This window comes from Desulfovibrio piger (assembly GCF_951793255.1).
Classification (GTDB): domain Bacteria; phylum Desulfobacterota; class Desulfovibrionia; order Desulfovibrionales; family Desulfovibrionaceae; genus Desulfovibrio.
In genome coordinates, this window is record NZ_OX636706.1 from 818,974 (window position 1) to 839,935 (window position 20,962).

At 66.9% G+C, this 20,962-nt stretch carries 15 protein-coding genes and 1 tRNA gene; 9 read left to right on the top strand and 7 right to left on the bottom strand.

The genetic code is table 11. The features are described 5' to 3' along the window. Positions 1 to 20: 20 nt before the first annotated feature. Positions 21 to 1,649, bottom strand: a complete 1,629-nt coding sequence (locus tag Q4I12_RS03920) for an FG-GAP repeat domain-containing protein (RefSeq protein WP_168935071.1) — start codon at positions 1,647 to 1,649, stop codon at positions 21 to 23. Between the two features lie 244 nt (positions 1,650 to 1,893). Between Q4I12_RS03920 and Q4I12_RS03925 the strand changes: the two genes are divergently transcribed. The 6 genes from Q4I12_RS03925 to Q4I12_RS03950 all read left to right on the top strand — a co-directional run bounded on the left by Q4I12_RS03925 (position 1,894) and on the right by Q4I12_RS03950 (position 11,968). After that, positions 1,894 to 3,237: an NOL1/NOP2/SUN domain family protein gene (locus Q4I12_RS03925; RefSeq protein WP_204675325.1), complete on the top strand. Its 1,344-nt coding sequence runs from the start codon at positions 1,894 to 1,896 to the stop codon at positions 3,235 to 3,237. 156 nt (positions 3,238 to 3,393) lie between these two features. Next, the gene (locus Q4I12_RS03930; protein ID WP_302260655.1) at positions 3,394 to 4,107 is read left to right on the top strand and encodes a tetratricopeptide repeat protein; all 714 of its coding nucleotides are present in this window, start codon (positions 3,394 to 3,396) and stop codon (positions 4,105 to 4,107) included. A gap of 161 nt (positions 4,108 to 4,268) precedes the next feature. After that, the gene (locus Q4I12_RS03935; RefSeq protein WP_302260657.1) at positions 4,269 to 9,368 is read left to right on the top strand and encodes a 7TM diverse intracellular signaling domain-containing protein; all 5,100 of its coding nucleotides are present in this window, start codon (positions 4,269 to 4,271) and stop codon (positions 9,366 to 9,368) included. A 155-nt stretch (positions 9,369 to 9,523) separates the two neighbouring features. Continuing rightward, on the top strand, positions 9,524 to 9,946 hold the full coding sequence (locus tag Q4I12_RS03940) for a universal stress protein (protein WP_297160493.1): 423 nt from the start codon (positions 9,524 to 9,526) through the stop codon (positions 9,944 to 9,946). A gap of 162 nt (positions 9,947 to 10,108) precedes the next feature. Next, the gene (locus Q4I12_RS03945) at positions 10,109 to 10,534 is read left to right on the top strand and encodes a universal stress protein (RefSeq protein ID WP_297160496.1); all 426 of its coding nucleotides are present in this window, start codon (positions 10,109 to 10,111) and stop codon (positions 10,532 to 10,534) included. 36 nt (positions 10,535 to 10,570) lie between these two features. Beyond that, entirely contained in the window at positions 10,571 to 11,968 is a 1,398-nt protein-coding gene (locus tag Q4I12_RS03950) for a phospholipase D-like domain-containing protein (RefSeq protein WP_204626498.1), read from the top strand. Positions 11,969 to 12,420: 452 nt separating this feature from the next. Here Q4I12_RS03950 and Q4I12_RS03955 read toward each other — a convergent pair whose 3' ends face one another. Then, a complete protein-coding gene (locus Q4I12_RS03955) occupies positions 12,421 to 13,500 on the bottom strand; it encodes a CNNM domain-containing protein (RefSeq protein WP_006006750.1) in 1,080 nt (359 codons plus the stop codon). Positions 13,501 to 13,621: 121 nt separating this feature from the next. On the opposite strand from Q4I12_RS03955, the gene Q4I12_RS03960 reads away from it, so the two are divergent. From Q4I12_RS03960 to Q4I12_RS03970, 3 genes are all read left to right on the top strand, one after another. Further along, positions 13,622 to 14,980, top strand: coding sequence for an amidohydrolase (locus Q4I12_RS03960; protein ID WP_302260661.1), 1,359 nt, complete (start codon positions 13,622 to 13,624; stop codon positions 14,978 to 14,980). A 22-nt stretch (positions 14,981 to 15,002) separates the two neighbouring features. Then, complete coding sequence (locus Q4I12_RS03965) at positions 15,003 to 16,232, top strand: MFS transporter (RefSeq protein ID WP_302260663.1); 1,230 nt, start codon at positions 15,003 to 15,005, stop codon at positions 16,230 to 16,232. A 173-nt stretch (positions 16,233 to 16,405) separates the two neighbouring features. Further along, positions 16,406 to 16,482 (top strand) — tRNA-Met (locus Q4I12_RS03970). Between the two features lie 353 nt (positions 16,483 to 16,835). Here Q4I12_RS03970 and Q4I12_RS03975 read toward each other — a convergent pair. The 5 genes from Q4I12_RS03975 to Q4I12_RS03995 all read right to left on the bottom strand — a co-directional run bounded on the left by Q4I12_RS03975 (position 16,836) and on the right by Q4I12_RS03995 (position 20,883). Then, positions 16,836 to 17,600, bottom strand: a complete 765-nt coding sequence (locus Q4I12_RS03975; RefSeq protein ID WP_168935042.1) for a DUF6630 family protein — start codon at positions 17,598 to 17,600, stop codon at positions 16,836 to 16,838. Between the two features lie 4 nt (positions 17,601 to 17,604). Beyond that, positions 17,605 to 17,787: a hypothetical protein gene (locus Q4I12_RS03980; RefSeq protein ID WP_168935040.1), complete on the bottom strand. Its 183-nt coding sequence runs from the start codon at positions 17,785 to 17,787 to the stop codon at positions 17,605 to 17,607. Positions 17,788 to 18,268: 481 nt separating this feature from the next. After that, on the bottom strand, positions 18,269 to 18,685 hold the full coding sequence (locus Q4I12_RS03985; protein ID WP_302260667.1) for a DUF6981 domain-containing protein: 417 nt from the start codon (positions 18,683 to 18,685) through the stop codon (positions 18,269 to 18,271). 266 nt (positions 18,686 to 18,951) lie between these two features. Then, entirely contained in the window at positions 18,952 to 19,824 is an 873-nt protein-coding gene (locus tag Q4I12_RS03990; RefSeq protein WP_302260669.1) for a pyridoxamine kinase, read from the bottom strand. Positions 19,825 to 20,232: 408 nt separating this feature from the next. Beyond that, positions 20,233 to 20,883 carry a LysE family translocator gene (locus Q4I12_RS03995; RefSeq protein ID WP_168935032.1) on the bottom strand — a complete coding sequence of 217 codons (651 nt, stop codon included), beginning with the start codon at positions 20,881 to 20,883 and terminating at the stop codon, positions 20,233 to 20,235. Positions 20,884 to 20,962: the final 79 nt, after the last annotated feature.

The window sequence follows — 20,962 nt, forward strand, 5'->3', positions numbered from 1 at the left end:
GGGCTGCATCCTCTTACGTGTTAGTAGTTGGGGGTCACTTCAAAATCGCTGAGGTCGGCAGGAGCGTTGGGGTTCATCTGCGACACGTCCAGCGGATAGGCGGTGACGATGCACTGACGGCTGCCCACACCCAGATCGGGCGAGGTGTTCAGGCCCACCACCAAGTCCAGGATGCCGTCGTTGTTGAAGTCGGCCAGGTCCACAGCCGCCACGGAACCGCGGATGCGGCGGGTCTTCCACTTCAGGCCCAGGCCCACGCCATCCCAGAACAGGGCGTGCACTTCGCCCTGGGGGAAGTAGCGGTAGCGGTCGAAGATCTGGGCCGCCGTGGAGATGGGCTTGTTGACCAGCAGGGTGTATTCGCCGGTATGACCGATGTCGGCCACGATGAGGCGCATGGGAGCAAAGTACTTGCTGGGCATCTGGTAGTTGCGGTCCACGCCCAGGCCCGGCATGCCCTTGTAGTGTTCCATGCCGGTGGCGGAACCGGAGAAACGTTCCATGGTGGTATGGATCAGGGTCTGGTTGGCGCCCTGGAAGATCTTCAGGCGTTCGTCGTCGGTCAGCATGACCAGCTGGTCACCGTTCTTGCCGGGGAGCCAGGCCACGTTGAAGACGTTGGCCCCGCTGGGCAGGTTGATGCGCTGGCCCAGCCCATAGGAGCCGTTCTGCTTGACCATGATGTGCACGCCGGGGGCGAACAGCTTGATGGAGTCCCAGCCCTGGCCCACCAGCGTGGGCTGGTAGGAAGGCGGCAGGTTGATGACGCTGGCGAAGTAGGAGCAGCGCTTGGCCACTTCCGTGAACTTGTTGCCGCGGAAGCCGTAGAAGTAGGTGTAGGGGCGGTTGTTCTCTTCTTCGAAGGTGGCCACCACCAGATCCTTGGCGCCGTCGCGGTTGAGGTCGATGGCACGCATGGAGAAGTTCAGGTTGCTGCGGGAGATGGTGATCTCGCCCAGCTTGCCCAGACGGCCGTCGTTGCCCCACTTGTAGATGACCAGGCGATGGTCGTGCAGGATAGCGATCTCGTTGCGGCCGTCACCGTTGAAGTCGGCCACGGCCATGTCCACCATCTCGTCCTTGAGGCGCTGGCTGCGGATGCGGGAACCGTCGGCGGAGTTGCCCTGATAGCGGAACTGGGGGTTCAGGTAGGATTCCGTCTGGCCGGTCTCGTTGCGGATGATGTCCGAACGGCCGCCGCGGCTGGCAGCGGCGGCACCGGCGACGCCCAGCACCTCGGAGGAGAAGGCGCCCGCGAGGCGCTGCACCGTGGCGTTCAGGGCGCTCATGGGGCCCTGGGCCGTATTGGTCCAGGTGGAGCCCTTCTTGTCCACGCTGTTGAGGACGATGGTGCAGTCATTGCCCATGACGCTCACCGTGCCCCACAGGGCATAGTCGGCACCGCCGATGAACTTGCGGGCTTCGGCGGCGGAGCCGGCCGCACGGGGGCCCATGGTGCCCGTAGCGCCCGTGGCACTGAGACGACCCATCAGCGTGGAAGGCACGGCCTTGGACAGGTAGCTGTAGTTCTGGGGCGCGTGCACCTCAAAAGGCAGCAGCACGAAAGACTTTGCCTGGGCAGCCTGGGCCTGGAGGCCCATCACCAGCATCAGGCAGGCGGCAAACGCCAGCTTCATGGCAAATTTCATTCAAAATCTCCTTGCAGTTCTCTGCGTACGTCGACCGCCCTCGCACAGGAGGGCTCACCCGGCCGGGGTCTCTGCCGCTGTCGCGGCAGGTGCCGTACGGCCTGCGGCACCGGAACTATAGCGACACTTGGCCTGCCGCGCAACTTGAAAGCCGTATCCGCTGTTCCGGCGCGGCCCTGCGCTCCTTGGGGCCCCTGCCGCGGACGCTCTTGCCCCCTCCAGACGGAACAGATAAGAAAGGCCCATGAGTACCGCCAATCCTTCCCGCCCCACGGGGCGTTCCTTTCGTCTGGTCTGCCCTCCGGAGCAGATGCCGCAGGTGGAGAGCCTGCTGCGCGCCCAGGGCTATGAGTTCGAACCCGAGCCGTTCTCGCCCTTCTGCCGCCGCCTGCTGTGCGAACCGCGGCCGCTGGGCTCCTCGCTGGCCGCCTTTTTCGGCTACATCTATATCCAGGACAGGTCTTCCATGCTGCCGCCCCTGGCCCTGGCGCCGCGGCAGGGCGAAGCCGTGCTGGACATGTGCGCGAGCCCGGGCAGCAAGACGGGCTTCCTGGGCCAGCTCACCGGCCCCGACGGCTTCGTGCTGGGCAACGAGCTTTCCCGCGCCCGCCTGGCCACCCTGCGGGCCAACCTGCACGCCTGCAACCTGCCGCATGTGGGCACCTGCTCCTTCGAGGGCCAGGCCCTGCCCCTGACGCCCGGCACCTGGGACGCCATCCAGCTGGATCCCCCCTGCTCCGGCTGGGGCACGGTGGAAAAGAACCCCCAGGTCCTCAAGCTCTGGCAGGGCGACAAGCTCAAGGGCCTGGTGGGCCTGCAACAGCTGCTGCTGGCCCATGCCGCGCGCCTGCTGCGCCCCGGCGGCCGCGTGGTCTTCTCCACCTGCACCACCAACGATGACGAGAACGAAGCGCAGGTGCGCTTTGCCGAAGAAGAGCTGGGACTGGTGCGCGAACACCTGACGCCCTTCGAGGGCTTCGTCTGGGAACAGCGCCCCGGCGGCGAGGGCACCCTGCGCGTGGACGGCGAACGCTCGGCGGCCCAGGGCTTCTATGTGGCCCTGCTGCGCAAGCCCGCGGACGCCCCCCTGCCCGAACTGCCGCCCCTCTCCGCCGAGCCCGATGCCCGCACGGCCGCCCGTAACGCGGCCCGTGGCCGCAGCCGTCGCGATGCCCGTCCTGCCCTGCCCCAGGGCCAGGTGGTGCCCCGCAGCGCCCTGGCCGGGCCCTGCTGCGATCCCGACCGTCTGCCCGCCGGTGAGGCACGCATCTACGGCGAGCAGGTGCGCTTCATCCCGGCCCATGCCGACCTGCTGCTGCCGCAGGGCTTCACCTGGCAGGGCGCCCTGCTGGGCCGCATGGCAGGCGGCCGCCTGCACATGGCGCCCCGTCTGCGCTGCCTGCTGCCCGCCGTCCCCGACCCGGCGCACAGCCTGGTGCTGGACGACATCAGCGACATCACGGCCCTGCTCAGCGGCCAGAGCCGCCAGACCGGCCTTGCGGGCAACGAGGCCGCCCTGTGGTGGCGCGACCTGCCGCTGGCCCGGATGATGCTCAAACAGGGCCGCGCGACCCTCAGTTTCAACTAGGCCCGGCACAGGATGCCGGACAGGGCCGCAGGCAGGGCAGACTTGCCTCTTTACCTGCCTGCGGCTACTCTTGCCCCCACTTTTACAGCGCAAGGAACAGCGCACAGGACGAAGCCGCCGTGACGGCGGCACTTTCATGCACGCAGAGGAGCGATCATGGCCAAAAAGAAGACTTCCCAGCAGCCCGCGCCGGTCAAGGACAAGCCCCAGGCCCCCGTACAGGATCAGGCCCGGACGGCGGCCCCGGCCCGAGTCACCACCGTTTCCCTCACCACCTGTCTGGTCAGCGTGGTGGTGGCCCTTGCCCTGGGCCTGTGCATCGGCAGCATGCTGCCCGGCTTTATGGACAGCCGTCAGGCCCCCGCTCCCCGGCCCCAGGCGGCCGCTCCGGCCCAGCAGCCCGCGCAGCAGCAGGCGGCCCCCCAACAGCAGGCCAAGGCCGGCCTTTCCCCCGAACTGAACAGCGCCCTGCTCAAACTGCAGGAAGCCGTTGTCAAGGAACCCAACAAGGCGGAGAACTGGATCAAGCTGGGCAACTTCCAGTTCGACAACCAGAACCCCTCCGCGGCCGTCACGGCCTATGAGAACGCCCTGCGCCTGAAGCCCGGCAATGCCAACGTCCTGACCGATCTGGGCATCATGTACCGCGAGCTCCATCGCTTCGAGGATGCCCTCAAGGCCTTCCGCGAGGCGGAGCGCGTCCAGCCCGGGCACAGGAACGCCCTGTTCAATCAGGGCATCGTCCTTTACTACGACCTCAAGCGCAAAGACGAGGCCGAAGCCGCCTGGCGCAAGCTGCTGGCCGCCGATCCCAACGCCCACGCCCCTGACGGGACGCCCGTCTCGGAGCTGATCAAGCATCTGCACTGATCCGGTTCCGGCTGCCCCGCCCCCGGGCCGGGGCAGCTCACCGGCCCCTGTGCCTTCCGTGGTCCGCAGACCACCGGTCCGCTCTTCCCGTCCCCGCTGCCGTCCCGGTATTTCCCGGGCCGTCTCCCCCGTGACGGAGATGTCCCTCAAGGTAAAAAAGCATGACGTACCCCCTTCTTCCCCTACAGGCCGGCTTCCGCAGGCTGGCCCTGATCGTCATTCCGCTCCTGCTCGTCCTGAGCCTGGCCGCCACCTGTCCGGCGGTCCCGACACCGCCCCCGGCCCCCGCGCCCACGCCCGCCCTGCCCGTGAGCCTGTCCGCGACGCCCCAGGGTACCGCCGCGGGACAGCTGGGCATCCTGCCCTACCTTTCGGCTTTTCTGGATACGGACGGCGACATGAGCGTGGAAGAAGTGGCCACGCCGGGCATGATGCCCTCTTTCCAGCCGCTGCATCCCAGGACCCTGCCCCGCAGCAGCGGCGTGACCTGGCTGCGTCTGGAGATCCCCGCCGCCGGGACGGAGAGCACCGAGTCCCTGATGCTCGACCTCGGCCAGGGCGTCCCGGCCGGAGCCGTCCTCTATACGCCCGACATCGACCCGCTTTCCCGCCAGACCACCTGGCAGGAGAGCCAGGCCAACTGGCGCAACCTGCTGCCGCTGCCCCTGCCCGCGGAAACGCCGCAGGTCTGCTTCATCCGTCTGGACGGGCAGCCGCCCCTCTGGTTCGTGCCCACCCTGCGCAGCCTGGACAATCTGGCGGGCGCGCCGGAAAGCCTGCTCGGCCCCGGCGTCATGCTGGCCCTGGCCGTGGTCATGCTGCTGGCCCTGCTGCGCGGCATCACCGAGCGCGGCCAGTGGCGCTTCTGGACGGCCCTGTATGTGGGCGCCGCCCTGACCCATGCCGTGCTGGGCGGGCCTGACCTGGGTGCCGGCAACATCACGCCCGCCGACGCCGTCAGCGCCATGGCCCCCGGCCTGGCCCTCATGTTCCTGGCCCATCTGGCCCGGCACCTGATGCAGACCGCCAGCCATTCCCGCCTGCTGGACATCCAGTACCTGCTGCTTTCCCTGCCCGGTGCCGTGCTGGCCCTGCTGCCCCTCTGGCCCGACTTCAGCTGGCTGGGGCGCTTCCTGCCGCTCTGGCCCATGCTGGCCCTGATCTTCGTGCCCACCACGCTCGGCGCCTGGCTCATGGGCGTGCCGGGAGCCCGCCGTTTCCTGCTGGGCTGCCTCGTGGCCGCACTGGGGGCCGGGCTGGCCGTCCTTGACCTCGGGACGCTGCTCCCGCCCTTCGTCCAGGGCACCCTGCCTCTGTGGGGGACGGCCCTCAGCGCCCTGATCATCGCGGGCATGAGCGCCCCCGGCCGTGAAGCGGGCACCTCCGCCGAACCTGCCGATCCTCTGGCACCGGGCCGCCCCGCCCGGAACCAGACCATCACGGACCCCAATCTGCGCCTGCTGGATACCGACGGCAACACCCTGCCGCTCATGACCGGCCTCAGCCAGCCTGCCCCCGCTCCGGCAACCGTGGAAGCCGAAAGCGCCTCCGCCACGGCCATCCGGCGTCTGGAGCAGGCCCTTGCCGCGCCCCTGCGCGAGATCGTGGAACAGGACCGCCAGCTCGAACAATGCGCCCTGCCCCATGATGTCCGCTCCCGTGTGGAGAACATGGGCCGCCGTGCCCGGCAGGCCCTGAGCCTGCTGCACGACCCGGCCGGGGATGCTGCCGCACCCGCGGCACCGGCTCCCGCGGATACGGCCCGCGCTGAAAAGCGTGTCTTCGATCTGCGCAAGACGCTGCGGCAGGCCCATGACACCTGCCGCCCGCTGGCGGAAAAATCCGGCATCGCCCTGGGCTGGCATGTCCCGGCCGACCTCGAACAGCTTTACGAAGGCCCCGCCGGGGAACTGGAAGACGTCCTCCGCCTGTTGCTGGAAGATGCCCTGCGGGCCACCAAGGGGGGCAAGATCCATTTTGCCGTGCGTCGTGTGCCGGACAGCAAGCACCCCGGACATCTGCTCTTCCAGGTGCGCGACACGGGCACGGGCCTGCCCCCGGAGCAGCGTTCCGCATCGCTCCTGGCCCGTATCTGGGAACTCTCTTCGTCCCACGGCGGTTTTCTGGGCGTGGAGAGCGGCCCCCGCGGCACGTCCGTCATCTTCACCCTGCAGCTGCATCTCCCGGAAGCTTCTGACGGCGAGGACCTGCCCACGGTCCTGGTCTGCGCTCCCGATGCCGCCACCCGTCGCGAGCTGGGCGCCATGCTGCGCGACCTGCCCTGCACCTGCCACGAGACAGGCACCCTGGCCCACGGTCTGGCAGCCGGGGCCCGCAAGGGCCGGACACCGGCTGCCGTACTGCTGGTCTGCGGCCCCGAGGCTTCCGTGGACGCCGCGCCGCTGCTGCGCCGCTACCACAGCCTTGCCGAAAGGACCGGCCCCTTCGGCGCCGTGGCCCTGACGCCCGACCAGAGTCAGTGGGATGCGCTGGCCCATGCCGGTTTCAGCCATGCCCTGACCCTGCCCGTCTCGGAAGACGCCCTGCGCGAGACCGTGCTCGAGATCCTGGGCAGCCATGACGATGTGGCCGACCTGGGTGCGCCCCTGCCCGAGACCAGACAGGCCGATGCCCCCCTGCCCGACCTGTTCGGCCCCGCCGCGGCCCCCCAGGCAGACCAGGGCATGCCCGATCTGCTCCTGTCCACCGATGATATCCCGCAGCAGACGGCCCCGGCCGCTCCTGCCGCGGCAAGCGCGGATCTGCCGGACCTGTTCGCCGCTCCGGCGGCCGCTGCAGAGGATACGGCCCAGACGGAGCCCCTTCCCCTGACGGACGACATGCGCCTCGATACGCCCGCAGCACAGACCGCCCGGCCTGTGGTCGATGCCGTGCAGCCGGAGGAAGCCGCGTCCACGGACAGCCCGGTGCAGGAAAATGAAAACGCTCCCGAGGCGGTCGAAGACGTCGCCCCGGCCCCCGCGCCTGCGGCGCCGGACTTCCCGTCCGTACCGATGCCGGAAACGGCGGAAACGAATGAGGCTGCCATGCCGGAAGCCCCGGTGAAGGAAGAAGGACCCGCCGCACCGGCGGCCGATATGACGCAGGAAGAGCCCCTGCCCCAGCAGGAGACGGCGGATGCTGCCGCTGCGGCCCCGGCCGATGACGCTGCTGAAACCCTGTCCGATGAAATGGACAGCACGGATGAAGCGGGTGCGAAAGCGGTGGCCGACACTGACGTGACGCCCCCCGCACGGGACGAAGCCGCCGCGGTGCCCCCGAGCGCTCCGGCGTTCCCGGCTCCGGCCCGGGAGGCTGCGGCCGAGCAGACCCTGCCCGCTGATGACGTACAGACCGGCGACGCGTCTACGGATGCTGCCGAAGCGCCGGTGTCCGATGCCGTACAGCCGGAGGAAGCCGCGTCTGCGGACAGCCCTGTGCAGGAGAGCGAAAACGCTCCCGAGGCGGCGGAAGACGTCGCCCCGGCCCCCGCACCTGCGGCGCCGGACTTCCCGTCCGTGCCTGTGGGGGAAACGGCGGAAACGAACGAGGCTGCCATGCCGGAAGCCCCGACGAGAGAAGAAGATACCTCCGTACCGGCGACCGATATGACGCAGGAAGAGCCCCTGCCCCAGCAGGAGACGGCGGATGCTGCCCCGGCCGATGTCGCTGCTGAAGCCCTGTCCGATGAAACGGACAGCACGGATGAAGCTGGTGCGGAAACGGTGGCCGACACTGACGTGACGCCCTCCGCACAGGACGAAGCCGCCGCGGTGCCCCCGAGCGCTCCGGCGTTCCCGGCTCCGGCCCGGGAGGCTGCGGCCGAACAGGCCCTGCCCGCTGATGACGTACAGACCGGCGACGCGCCTACGGATGCTGCCGAAGCGCCGATGTCCGATGCCGTACAGCCGGAGGAAGCCGCGCCCGCGGACAGCCCTGTGCAGGAAGACGTCGCCCCGGCCCCCGCACCTGCGGTGCCGGACTTCCCGTCCGTGCCGGTGGCGGAAATGGCGGAAACGAACGAGGCTGCCATGCCGGAAGCCCCGGTGAAGGAAGCAGGACCCGTCGCACCGGCGGCCGATATGACGCGGGAAGAGCCCCTGCCCCAGCAGGAGACGGCGGATGCTGCCGCTGCGGCCCCGGCCGATGTCGCGACGGGAGCCACGGTCGACGAAAAGGAGCGCACGGAAGCTCCGGTCGCCGATGCACAGGCCGCCTCTGCCACGAGGGCTCCTGCCTTCCCGTCTGTCGAGGCGGCCGCCAGTCCCCTTGCCGGTGGCTATGTGAGCCCCAGCCTGCGCCATGCCGGTGAATGGGTCGGCGAGCCCATGCCCATCGGCACTCCGGTCGACCGTCCTGCCCCCCGGCAGGAGGAAACGGTATCCGCTCCGGTGGAGACCGTCGTCACGGTCCGCCCCCTGCGCCGGGACGTCAGCCCGGACGAGATCGCCCGCAAGCTGGGCAAGCCCAGTCTGGTGCCCACGGACAAATCGGCCCTCATCACGCCGCAGCCCCGCAAGAGCAGCAGTACCGGCCCGGGCGCCGGGACGCAGCCTGCCTTCCCCGGCGCGCCTGTGGAAGAGGCGCCCCAGGCCGTGCCCGGCAGCAAGGACGTTTCCAGCCTGCCGGACATGACGCCGGACAGCACCACCCTTCTTGCCAGCGGCCGGGAAGAGACCAGCCGGACCAGGGCTGCGGCCAACACCCTGATGCGCTTCCTTTCCCGTTTCCACACGGGCAACGGCCAGCCCCAGGACAAGGAAGAAGCCAGGAGCCCGCAGGCTCCGGCCGCGACCGCGCAGGAACGGCAGGGCACACCGCGTCCCATGCCCAGGAAGGATGCACCGCGGGAAGAGACGCCGGGAACCACGGCGGACATCCCCGCCACGACCCATCCCTGGATCGAACGCCGCACGGCGTCCCGGCCCGTGGCCCCCACGCCGCGCATGCCCGTACCGCCCATGCCCCAGCGGCCCCAGCCGCCGGACGACCCCGAGGATCCGTTGCCCGCTCTCATGTGGCGAATGGACAAATATCTGGCGGAGGCCGGTTATGCCCTGGAACAGCGGCGTCTGCATCTGGTGGCCGACGCCGCCGGACGCCTGGCCGCCGAGGCCGAAAGCTACGGTTTCCGGGTACTGGGCCGCATGGCCCGCTGTGTGGAGAGCGCCGGACGCGCCAAGGATCTGCAGGCCGTGACCGACCTGCTGCCCGAACTGGCCACGGCGGTGGAACGCCACCGCATCTCCATGGGTTCCTGATACGCATACCGGGGCCGGTCCTGCTGACCGGCCCTTTTTCGTTCCCGGCCCCGGCGCGTAGGCCGCGACAGGCCCTCTTGCACAAAGGGGCAAGTCGTGCCAGACTAAATCTTCAATGCCCACAAGAGCCCTCTTATTTTATGCAAGGAGTCCACATGAGTTACGAACGTGTCCTTCTGCCCGTGAGCGGCAAGCAGTCCGGAGAACGCGCCCTCAAGGCCCTGAGCCAGGCCAGGAAGCTTGATCCCAAGGAGATCATCCTGCTGCACGCCGTGGCGCCCAGCGTGGGATCCCCCATGCCCAACATCATGCGCGACCAGCAGGACATCGCCGTCAAGGCCGAAGCCCTTCTGGCTCCTCTCGCCGCCGAACTGGACAATGCCGGCATCCCCTATCAGACCGTCATCCGCCACGGTCTGCCCGTGGAGACCATCGTCAAGGCCGCCAAGGAAATGGACGCCGAAGCCATCGTCATGTTCTCGGACGGTCGTGACGACCTGACCGACAGACTGTTCGGTTCCATCACCGAGCATGTGCTGCGCAACACTCCGCTGCCCGTGCTGGTCGTCCGTCAGTAGGCCTTGCCGCGCTATCGTCATCAAAAAGCCTGTTCCCCGGAACGGGCTTTTTTTGATGACGGCGTCCCGGCCCCGGCAGGCTTGCACAAATCGGCCTGTCGTGCGACAATACCTAGTTGAAATGCCCTCTGGGGCAATGCCATCCCAATCCAAGGAGCCCACATGATCTACCAACGTGTCCTCGTGCCCGTGAGCGGCAAAAATTCCGGCGAACGCGCTGCCAAGGCTCTGCGCCATGCCAAGACCCTGTGCTCCGGCGAGATCATCCTGCTGCATGTGACCGAAGCCCTGCCCAACCTGGTGGGCGGCGCTGCCCATACCGAACTGGAACGTTCCAATACCGCCAAGGCCGAGACCCTGCTGGCGCCGCTGGCCGATGCCCTGAAAAAGGAAGGCGTGGCCTGCCGCTATATCGTGCGTGAAGGCCTGGCCGCCAACACCATCGTCACCGTGGGCCATGAGGAAGGCGTGGACATGATCGTCATGTACACCGACGGCCGTGACGGCCTGGCCGACATGCTCATCGGTTCCATCACCGAGCGCGTGCTGCGCAATACCGACATTCCGCTGCTGGCTGTCCGCCGCTAGCGATCCGCCGTGCTGACACTGGGAACTTTAGGCCTTGTGGCAGCGCACCTTCTGTCCTGGGGGGCCGTCTGCCATGCCCTGCTCCACAAGCGCGATCCGCGCTCGGCGCTGGGCTGGATCGTGACGGTCCTTTTTTTGCCCGGCGTCGGCATCGTGCTGTACTGCCTGTTCGGCATCAGCCGTGCCGAAAGCCTGGCGGCCCGCCTTATGCGCAAGATGGCCGCCATCGAACCTGACTACGCCCACCATCCCGAAGTCGTCTGCCACCGGACGGCCATCGCGCCGCCGCAGGAATGGCCCCTGGAGATCCTGGGCCGCCGCCTGACAGGCCAGACCCTGTGCAGCGGCAACGGCATCCTGCCCCTGCGCAACGGCAACGAGGCCTATCCGGCCATGCTGCACGCCATCAACCGGGCCAGCAAGCAGGTCTTCCTCTCCACCTACATCTTCCGCGGCGGCAGCGTGGGCGAGAGCTTTACCGAGGCCCTGTGCCATGCCGCCCGGCGCGGCGTGGACGTGCGCCTGCTGGTGGACGGCTTCGGCGGCGCCGTCTATTCGCTGCGCAAACCCTGGAAGCGCATCCCCCAGGCCGGCGGCCAGCTGGCCCGCTTTTTGCCGCCCCGCCTTTTCCCGCCCAGCCTCAGCCTGAACCTGCGCAACCACCGCAAGCTGCTCATCTGTGATGATACGGCCTTTACCGGCGGCATGAACATCGCGGACAACCACATCCTCAGTAAGCATCCCGGCTGTGTGCAGGACCTGCACTTTCGCTGCGAAGGTCCCATCGTGGACCAGCTGCGCCGGGCCTTTTTGCTGGACTGGGGTTTTGCCACCGGCAAATTCGACCAGCGCAGCCTGCTGCCCAGCAGCAACATCATGTCCGGGGACAGCCTGTGCCGCATGGTCCTGGACGGCCCCGGCACCGAGGCCGATCCGCTCAATGACCTGTATTGCGGGGTCATCGGCAGCGCCCAGCATACGGTGCGCATCATGACGCCCTATTTCCTGCCGTCGCACGAGCTCATCGCCGCGCTGCGCAGCGCCGCCCAGCGCGGGGTCAGCGTACGTGTGGTGCTGCCCGGCAAGAACAACCTGCCCTTCGTCCACTGGGCCAGCTTCCGCCTGCTGCCCGTCCTGCTGGAAGCGGGCGTGCGCGTGTGGTTCCAGCCGCCGCCCTTTGCCCACACCAAGCTGCTGGCCGTGGACGGCTATTACTGCCAGATCGGTTCCGCCAACCTGGACGCCCGCAGCATGCGCCTGAACTTTGAGCTGAACATGGAGATCTTCGATCCCGAGTTCCATACCGCCATGGCCCTGCACATGGACATGACCATCGCCCGCAGCCGCGAAGTGACCCTGAAAGACCTGCAGGAACGCCTTTTGATCCTCAAACTGCGTGACGCCGCCTGCTGGCTGTTCTCGCCCTATCTGTAAAAAACGGGGCACGGCCTTCGGCCGCCATCCGGTCGCGCGTTGCTGTCGATGCCCGTAAGGCTCCATCCGTCGCCAACGGGCACGGCCTTCGGCCGCCATCCGGTCGCGCGTTGCTGTCGATGCCCGTAAGGCTCCATCCGTCGCCAACGGGCACGGCCTTCGGCCGCCATCCGGTCGCGCGTTGCTGTCGATGCCCGTAACGACATGCGTTTCCTGTTTCCATCCCGCACGGTCACGCGGGACATCCCCCTTTCCTCATGCAACGAGCGTCTTCATCCCCTGACAAAGCGCGCTGGGGAGAGGGAGGGGAGTTTGAGGGGAGGGAGGACCGCTCTCGCGCCAGCAGAGGGGTCCTTCCCTCAAGCCTTTTTGCCTCCAAAACGCAGAAGCCCCGGCAGTTCCGCCGGGGCTTCGTCATTATATCAGTCCATATCAGGGCATCTGCCGCCCGGTCATGACCGGGACTGTTCCGCCTGTTCTTCCTTTTTCTGCTGTTCCAGCAGACCGGCCGCCCGCAGGGCCTGGCGCCGCTGCCGGGCCATCTGGCGCAGGTCGGCCACGCTGTCGCTCTCGTCCATGATCTCGCTGCCGAGCATCTCCTCGAACACGTCCTCCAGCGTCACCACACCGGCAAGGCCGCCGTATTCGTCGAGCACGGCGAACAAATGCGAACGCGAGTGCAGCAGCTCCTTGAGCAGCTTGTCCAGGGTCTGGCTCTCCAGCACGAAGTGCAGGGGCTTCATGATCTCGGAGAGCGGCGTCTCGCCCTTTTCTTCCAGCAGGCAGTGGAGGATGGTGCGGCGGTCCACCAGGCCCACCAGATCCTCGTTGTCCTCGCCATAGACGGGGATGCGGCTCACATGCCACAGGCGCGGGTTCTTGTAGGCCTCGGCGGCGGTCATGTCTTCGGGCAGGGAGAAGACCACGGTGCGCGGGGTCATGATGTCATAGACCCGCTTCTGGTCCAGGGCCAGGATGTTGCGGATGTAGGCCTCCTCATAGGCCTTGATCTGCCCGGCCTGACGCGACAGGCTGGTCACGGCGCGGATGTCGTCCTCGGAGATGTCCGGGCCGTTGGACGGCGGCGTCAGCAAACGGGTCAGCAGGCCCGTCAGCCAGATGACCGGGGTCAGCAGCTTGACCGCCACTTCCAGCGGCCGGGCCAGCACCACGGCGATGGAAGTGGCATAGGCCACGCCCAGGGTCTTGGGTACGATCTCGCCGAAGGCCAGGATGAGCACCGTGAAACCGGCGGCGAACAGGGCCATGTATTCGGCGCCGAAAGCCGCCATGAAGGCCGCGCCCGCCACGGCGGAGCCCGCGGTATTGGCCACGGTGTTCAGGGTAAGGATGGCGGCGATGGGTTTTTCCACATTGCTGCGCAGGCGGAAGAGCACTTCCCCCACGGGCCTGCCGTCGTTGCGGATCTTCTCGATGGCTGACCAGGGCACGGCGTACAGGGCCGCCTCCGTCAGGGAACAGGTAAAGGAGATGACGACCGCGACACTGACAGCGAGAATCAGGGTGAGCATAGGTCCCTCGTGAAAAATGGAAAGCCGCCGCAAGGTATCCGGCGACTTGCATGAACGTGTCTCCGGCATATATCCTGTGCAGGCGGCCTTGGCAATGTGCCGCGTCAAAGGAGATGCCCATATGGAACGTCTTGCGGAGGAGATCCGACGAAGGGCCGGGGAGGCCGGCCCGCGACTGACGGCCCTGCGCCGTCACCTGCACCGCCACCCGGAACCGGCCTGGGGCGAATACCTGACCGCTTCGCTGGTGGCCCGTGCCCTGCAGGATGCCGGTTTCCGGCTCACCCTGGGGGCCAATGCCCTGCGGCCTTCGGCCCGCCCCCGCCAGCCCGAGGCGGCTTTCTGTACGGCCCAGAGCAGCCGGGCCCTCAACGAGGGTGCCGACCCCACCCTGGTAGCCTGCATGGCCGGCGGCCTCACGGGCTTGTGGGGCGACCTTGATCTGGACTCCCCCGGCACCCCTGAAGACGAGCGCGGCCCGCTGGTGGCCTTCCGGTTCGACATGGACGCCAACGCCGGCATCACCGAAGCCACGGACAAGGATCACTTCCCTGCGGCGCAAGGCTTCGCCTCCTGCCATGCGGGCTGCATGCATGCCTGCGGGCATGACGGTCATGTGGCCCTGGGCGTGGAACTGGCCCGGTTGCTGGGCGGCCTGCGGGACGAACTGTCACGCCACCTGAGCGGCCGCATCCGCCTGATCTTCCAGCCTGCCGAGGAAGAGGGCGAAGGCGCGCCCGGCATGGTGGCCGCCGGGGCCGTGGACGGCGTCCGGGCCCTGTTCGGCCTGCACCTGAGCATGCAGGCCAGCCGCAGCGGCGATCTGGTCTGCGGTACGGACAAATTCCTGGCCACCACCAATTTCGAAGTCTTCTTCACCGGCCAGAGCGCCCATGCCGGACTGGCCCCGCACGAAGGCCGCAACGCCCTGCTGGCCGCCTGTACGGCCGTGACCAACCTGCTGGCCATCGCCCGCCACGGTCAGGGCGCCTCACGTATCAACGTGGGCGAGATGCACGTCAACGAGACCCCCAACATCATCCCGGCCAAGGCCTGGCTGCGCGGCGAGACCCGCGGCGAGAACGGGGACATCAACGGCTACATGCTGGCCGAGGCCCGGCGCGTGGTGGACGGCGCGGCGCGCATGCACGGCTGCCGCAGCCGCTTCCTTTGCCAGAGCCACTGCCCGGGCGCCATGTCCAGCCCCGAGCTGGTGGATCTGGTGGAACGCACGGCCCGGGACATGGGCAGCTTCCGCGAAGTGCGCCGCAAGGCCGACTTCTGGGCATCGGAGGACTTTGGCTGGTTCATGAACAAGGTGCAGGAAGACGGCGGTCTGGCGGCCTATCTGCAGCTGGGTGCCGACAGGCCCGACGGGCATCACACCAGCCATTTCACCTTTGACGAGAGCGTCCTGCCCCTGGGCCTGGAACTGCTGGCCCGGCTGGCCGTGGCCGCACTGGCCCGGCGTCCGGACTGAGCCCGTGCCACAGGACAGGCCCATGAGCGCTCCTTCCCCATCCTGCCCCGATGACGCCGCAGCCCGGCGTCTGGCCCGCAGCATGGCCGTGGTCTCGGCCTTTTGCCTGACCGGCGATACCATGCTCTACATCGCCCTGCCCCTGTTCTGGCAGGAATGCGGCCTGACCGCGCTCTGGCAGGTGGGCGTGCTGCTGGCCGTCAACCGGCTGGTGCGTCTGCCGCTCAACCCGCTGGTGCGCCTGCTCTATACCCGCATCGACCAGCGCACCGGCATGGCCCTGGCCGTGGTGCTGGCCGCCTCGACCACCCTGCTGTACGGCGTGGCCCAGTCCTTTGCGCTCTGGCTGCTGCTGCGCTGCCTCTGGGGCCTAGCCTGGACGCTCCTGCGCCTCGGCTCCCTGTTCGCCCTGATGGCGGCCTCCCGCAAGGACAATCGCGGCTATCTCATGGGCAGCTACAACGGCCTCGTGCGCCTGGGCAGCCTGCTGGGCATGATCGGCGGCGTCCTCCTGGCCGATCTGCTGGGCTTCTCCACCGTGGCCCTGCTCTTCGGCGCCCTGACGCTGACGGGCCTGCCGCTGGCCCTGACCCGCATCCCCCGCAGCGGCCGCGCCACCGGAGCGGCGAGCCAGGCCGCCACGTCCCTGCTTTCGGGCCTGCACCTGCGCCACCCCGACATGCGGCGTGCCTTCATCACCGGGCTGCTGGTGGCCCTGGTCTTCCAGGGCATCTACGCCGCCACCCTCAGCCGCATGGTGGCCCTGCACGTGGGCGAGCTGGCCCTTGCCGGCGGTCTCGTCATCGGTTGCGCCACCCTGGCCGGCACGTTGCAGGCCCTGCGCTGGCTCTGGGAACCGTGGCTGGCGCCGTGGTTCGGCCGCCTTTCCGACGGCCCGCGCGGCCGGGGCCCGGTGCTGTGCGCCTGCCTTGGCAGCGGCGCCTGTGCGCTGGCCCTGGTGGCCCTGTATCTGCCCGCGCCCTTGTGGCTGCCGCTGCTGCTCTGCTCGCAGCTCTGCGCCACGGGCCTGGCCACCCTCTCCGATGCCGCCGCCTCGGACACGGCCGAACGGCACGGCCATCCCACGCATACGCTGGCCTCCTATGCCTTCATCGTGGATTGCGGCGCAGCCGCGGGCCCGGTACTGGCCTACAGCGTGCAGGACCTCTGGGGCATGGATGCTGCCTACCTCGCGGCAGCGGCCCTGTTGCTCTGCCTGCTGCCGCTCTGGATACGCAGGGAAGCGGCATAGGCCCGATCCTGAAAGGAACACAAGCGATTTCAGACAGATGGAGCTTCTTGCAAACAAGGTCCCGGTGAACGGCAATAAAAAAATTTGCCAAAAAATGATTTTTTTATTGACAGGCAGGGGGCTTTTAGCTAGAAAGGACTTCTCGTACGGATGACGTGCGAATGCTACCGCGTCGCGGGGTGGAGCAGCTCGGTAGCTCGTCGGGCTCATAACCCGAAGGTCGTAGGTTCAAATCCTGCCCCCGCAACCAGAAAGATCAAAGGCTTCCGATTTTCGTCGGAAGCCTTTTTTCGTTAGCGGGATCTTTTTCCCACCACTGTTCCTGTCCCCAATCCTCATTGCCTGTCAGGACTCCGCGCCTCTACAAGGCTGCGCAGAGGTCCCCGTACGCTCTCTGCGGGGCACCCGCCCTGCGCCGCTGTCCCACCCTTTTTGCCGGTGGCGCGCTCCGGCAAGCCTTGTTACCGCAGGAAGATACCGGCCCGGACGACCGGACGGTCTCGTCACGAATGGCAGCGTTGTCGAGATTGCCCTAGCGGCAAAAGACGAAACCGCCGGACGATCGTCCCGCATGGCGTGCCGCTCCTTCTCTTTTGCCGCCTTCTACTCCTGGTCGAACAGGTCCTCGACACGTTGCAGGGTAATGCCCAGCTCGGAGGCCGCCGCGAACGCTTCCGATACCTTGTCGCTCGGTACGACCATGAAGACATATTCATCGCCGCCCGTATCCCACAGCAGGATCGTCAGGCCATAGCGGTCATGCAAGACGGGGCTGCAAGCGCGGAGCACCTCCTCGGGGTACGCGTCTTCATCATCGCAGGGGGGCAGGTGTTCCTTTGCCCCCGGCGGCAAGAGGCAGCACAGGGAGGCGAAAACTTCTTCCGGCGCTTCCTTCCAGTCTACCCAATCCAGGCGTTTCCGGTCCCGCAGGGCCAATCGCATCAACGTAACATGCCAGCCGGTGTAGGCTTCTTCCATATCGAATTCTTCACAGAGCGCGGCGCACTGTTCCGGCGTCGTGGCGGCGGCGTGGATCTTGCCCGCCAGCGCTTCGGCATCGGCAACGCCGAGCAGGGTAAGGAACGTGAGCAAGGCCGGGTGCAATATGGGCACAGGCGTCGGTATCCTGGGCTTATTCGCATCCAGGAGCATTGCCAGCGTGCGCTCCATTTTGGCTATGACGGCGGGATCAGTGACTTCGGTATCCCGTCCCACCGTCTCATACCAGGGACAGTCCCAGCGCACATAGCGCAACTCCACGGCATCACCGCAAAGCACCACGAAGTAATAATCAACGGCCCAGCCGGCGTTGACGACTTCCCCCATGCAGATGCTTTTGGGGATGTAGAACGTCCCTTTCTCACACACATATTCAGAATCCGTGTCTTCCCCCATCAATATCGCATTTGGGAAAGGCGTTGACAGCGCGCAACGTTTCTGCGGAGGGGATGGTGCGCATTCTTTTTCCCTGAAAAAATGCGAACAGATCTGTGTTTATCATGCCACTGTGATAGGGCCTGCCGCGCAGCCCCCTGGTGGCATAATAGATATGCATGGCTCCCTCCTTGATGAACGTTGTATCCGTGAAAAAGGGACGAGCCTGAAAGACAGACAGCAAAAGACTGTTACCGCATCCGGGAAACCGGCCTTTCATCCTCCGGGATGCTCCCCGCCAGGACGATGCGCTCATGGAAGTGTCACGCGCCCATGCCCGTGCTGCCGACTTCTTCCCTGTCGTCCCCCTTCAGGGAAAGCCTAGCCGGGAATGCCGGTTCTATCAAAAATGTCGGGCATCCGTGGGCTGGCGGCATGTAGGGCCAGCCTGTTTTGCGGTGCCTGCCGGATATCAAAAAAGGGTTTCGCCCCACTCCCTCCAGGCTCACGGCCGAAGGCCGCAGGTTCAAATCCTGCCCCGCAGCCAGAAAGGAAAAGCCCTTACGATGGATGTCGTAAGGGCTTTTTTTGTACTCTCCTCTTTTCCGTCCTGCGGCAAAGCCCTGTACTCTGCCACGGCCTTCAGGCTCCCGCCCCAAGCACTACCGCAGCTTCAGCACGAAGCGCGTCCGGGTATCGCTCACTGCGTCCTTTTTATAGTCAAGGACGGCCCCGATGGGCAGATCCTTCTCGAAACCGAAACGTTCCTTTAATTCCCTGACGCTGCGGGAAGCGATGGCGGAGAACGCCGCCCGCGTCATCTTCCGGTCAGCCGCGACGAAGACGATGTCGATGCCCTTGGCATAGGCGGAGACATCCACGGACGTGATCCCCTTGTCGGCATACCGGGCCAGCAGCTCTTCCTCAAAAGCGGTGAAACGATCACTGTCGTCCACAAACACTTCGGAATCACTGTTCTCCGTAGCGGTATCCGCCTGCGACTCCGCGGACAGGGCGATGACGGGCAAGGCAGTGGAAAGGGCGCACGCGACCAAGAGCAGGAAAAAGAATTTCTTCATGGCACCTCCGGCCAGACTGGGGGAATGGGGCTACAGGATATCGCCGCGAATCGCGGCACCAAGGGCCTTGATGCGTACTGCGGGACCTCTTTGGCCTGCCCCGACCGGGCCACCGGCGCAACATGTCCGCCGTCCGCAACAAGGATCGTCACGATGATACAAAGACAAGAAGAGGCGCTTCATATCGCACCGGGCGGCAAGGCCGTATCCTGCGACGGTGCCGGCATCCGGGGCATCTTGCGTGCGCCCGGAACCGAAGCAATGGCCTAAAACGCCTCGTACTCCCCGATGGCGCAACGGTCCTGCAACGCGGGCAGGGTGCGCTCCAGCAGCACGCCGTCGCTGTGGCGGGTGTCGTAGCCGTAGGTGACGCGGATGCCCAGGGTCACGAAGCGCACCGCGCGCTCCAGGGCCACGGGCAGGCTGTCCCCCTGAAGGAACGCCCCCACCAGCACGCTGGAGAAGGTATCGCCCGTGCCGGGATAGAAGGCCGGGATGTAGGGCGACTCCATCTTCCAGAAGCGCCCCTGCTCGCGGCCATAGGCCACGGCCGCACAATGGCCGGGACGGGTCGCCGGGGCGCTGGTGATGACCACCCTGTCCGGCCCCATGGCCGCCAGGCGTCGCAGCTGCTCCTTGAGGCCGTCGGGCGAGATGTCCGGCCGGTAGGGTTCGTCCAGCAAAAAGGCCGCTTCGGTGAGGTTGGGCGTGATGACGTGGGCGTGGCCGATGAGCTGGCGCATGGCCTCCACCATCTCCGGCGTCTGGGTGGGGTCCAGGGTGCCGTTGTCGCCCAGCACGGGGTCCACCAGCGCGAAGCCGCCGGGCTTGAGGAAATGGCCGATGCACCGGGCCGCTATCTCCAGCTGGAGCGGATTGCCCAGAAAGCCGGAATAGACGGCGTCGAAGCTCAGGCCCATCCGCTGCCAGTGATCCAGCATGGGCCCCATCTCGGCGGTCAGGTCATGAAAGGTGAAGCCCTCCACGCCGGAGGTCTGGGAAGACAGGACCGCCGTGGGCAGGGGGCAGGTCTGGACGCCCATGCTGGCAAGGATGGGGATGACCACGGTCAGCGAGGCACGCCCGAAACCGGAAAGGTCATGGATGGCGGCCACACGTTGCAGGGGGATCTCGTGCATGGGTACCTCAGCGGGAAGGGGAGGACAGGAAGTCAAACTCTGCCACCGGAGGGGCCGTCTTGCAAGCCGGACAGCAGGCAACACCTGTAAACACCCCGTTTTAATAAAAAATAAATAGCCTTATTCTACAAGGTGTTACCACTTTCCCCAGCATCCGGCACAGATTTTTCGTCTGTGTTCCAGCCGCCCGGCCCGGCACTGGAAAGAGGACGGAACACACCACCGGCAGTGACCGCGAGGGCAATGGTCACAAAAGGCATCAAGACAGGGATGGTTTGGGAGCGGGGAAGGCCCTGCTGGATGGCGGCACTGGAGCCATGCCCGCCATACCGGAGTGCGTTACGGGCATCGGCAAGAGACGGCTGCCCCTCCTTTCTTCCGGTATGACGGCGGGCGTGCGGCCGGCGCCTAGATCTTCTCCAGCGCCAGCCGGAAGGCGAAACAGATGAAGATGAGGCCCGTGAGCCGGTGCAGCCAGGCCTGGAAGGACGGCCGGGCGAACAGGCGGCGGATGCGGTGCAGCAGGCTGGCCAGCAGCACGAACCAGCCCAGGCAGAAAAAGGCCATGATGCCGCCCAGCTCCAGGAATTGCGGCCAGAGGGCGGCATGCGGGTCCAAAAACTGCGGCAGCATGGTCAGGAAAAAGACCACGGCCTTGGGGTTGAGGGCATTGGTCAAAAATCCCTGCCGGAAGGCCCGGCGACGCAGGCCGCGGACAGGCTGCACTTCCTCTTCCTGCCCTCCGTGACGCACCACGGCGGCCGTGACCTCACGCCCGGCCCGCAGGGCATGGATGCCCATCCAGAACAGATAGGCGGCCCCCGCATAGCGCAAAAGCGTGAACAGGGTGACGGACTGGGCGATGACCGCACTGATGCCCAGCATGGCGGCCGAGGTGTGGACCATGATGCCCAGCGCCACGCCGCAGGCCGCGGCCTGACCGGAGCTGCGCCCCTCCGTCAGGGACGTGCGGACGATGAGGGCAAAATCCGGGCCGGGCAGCATGACCAGCAGGGCCGCCAGCGGGATGTAGAGGAGCAGGTTTTCCAATGAGACCATGCGTCGTTCCTGTAGGTCGCCCACGATCACGGGACGGGAAACAAAGGGAGGAAGGGCCCTTCCCGCAGGGATGCGCCCT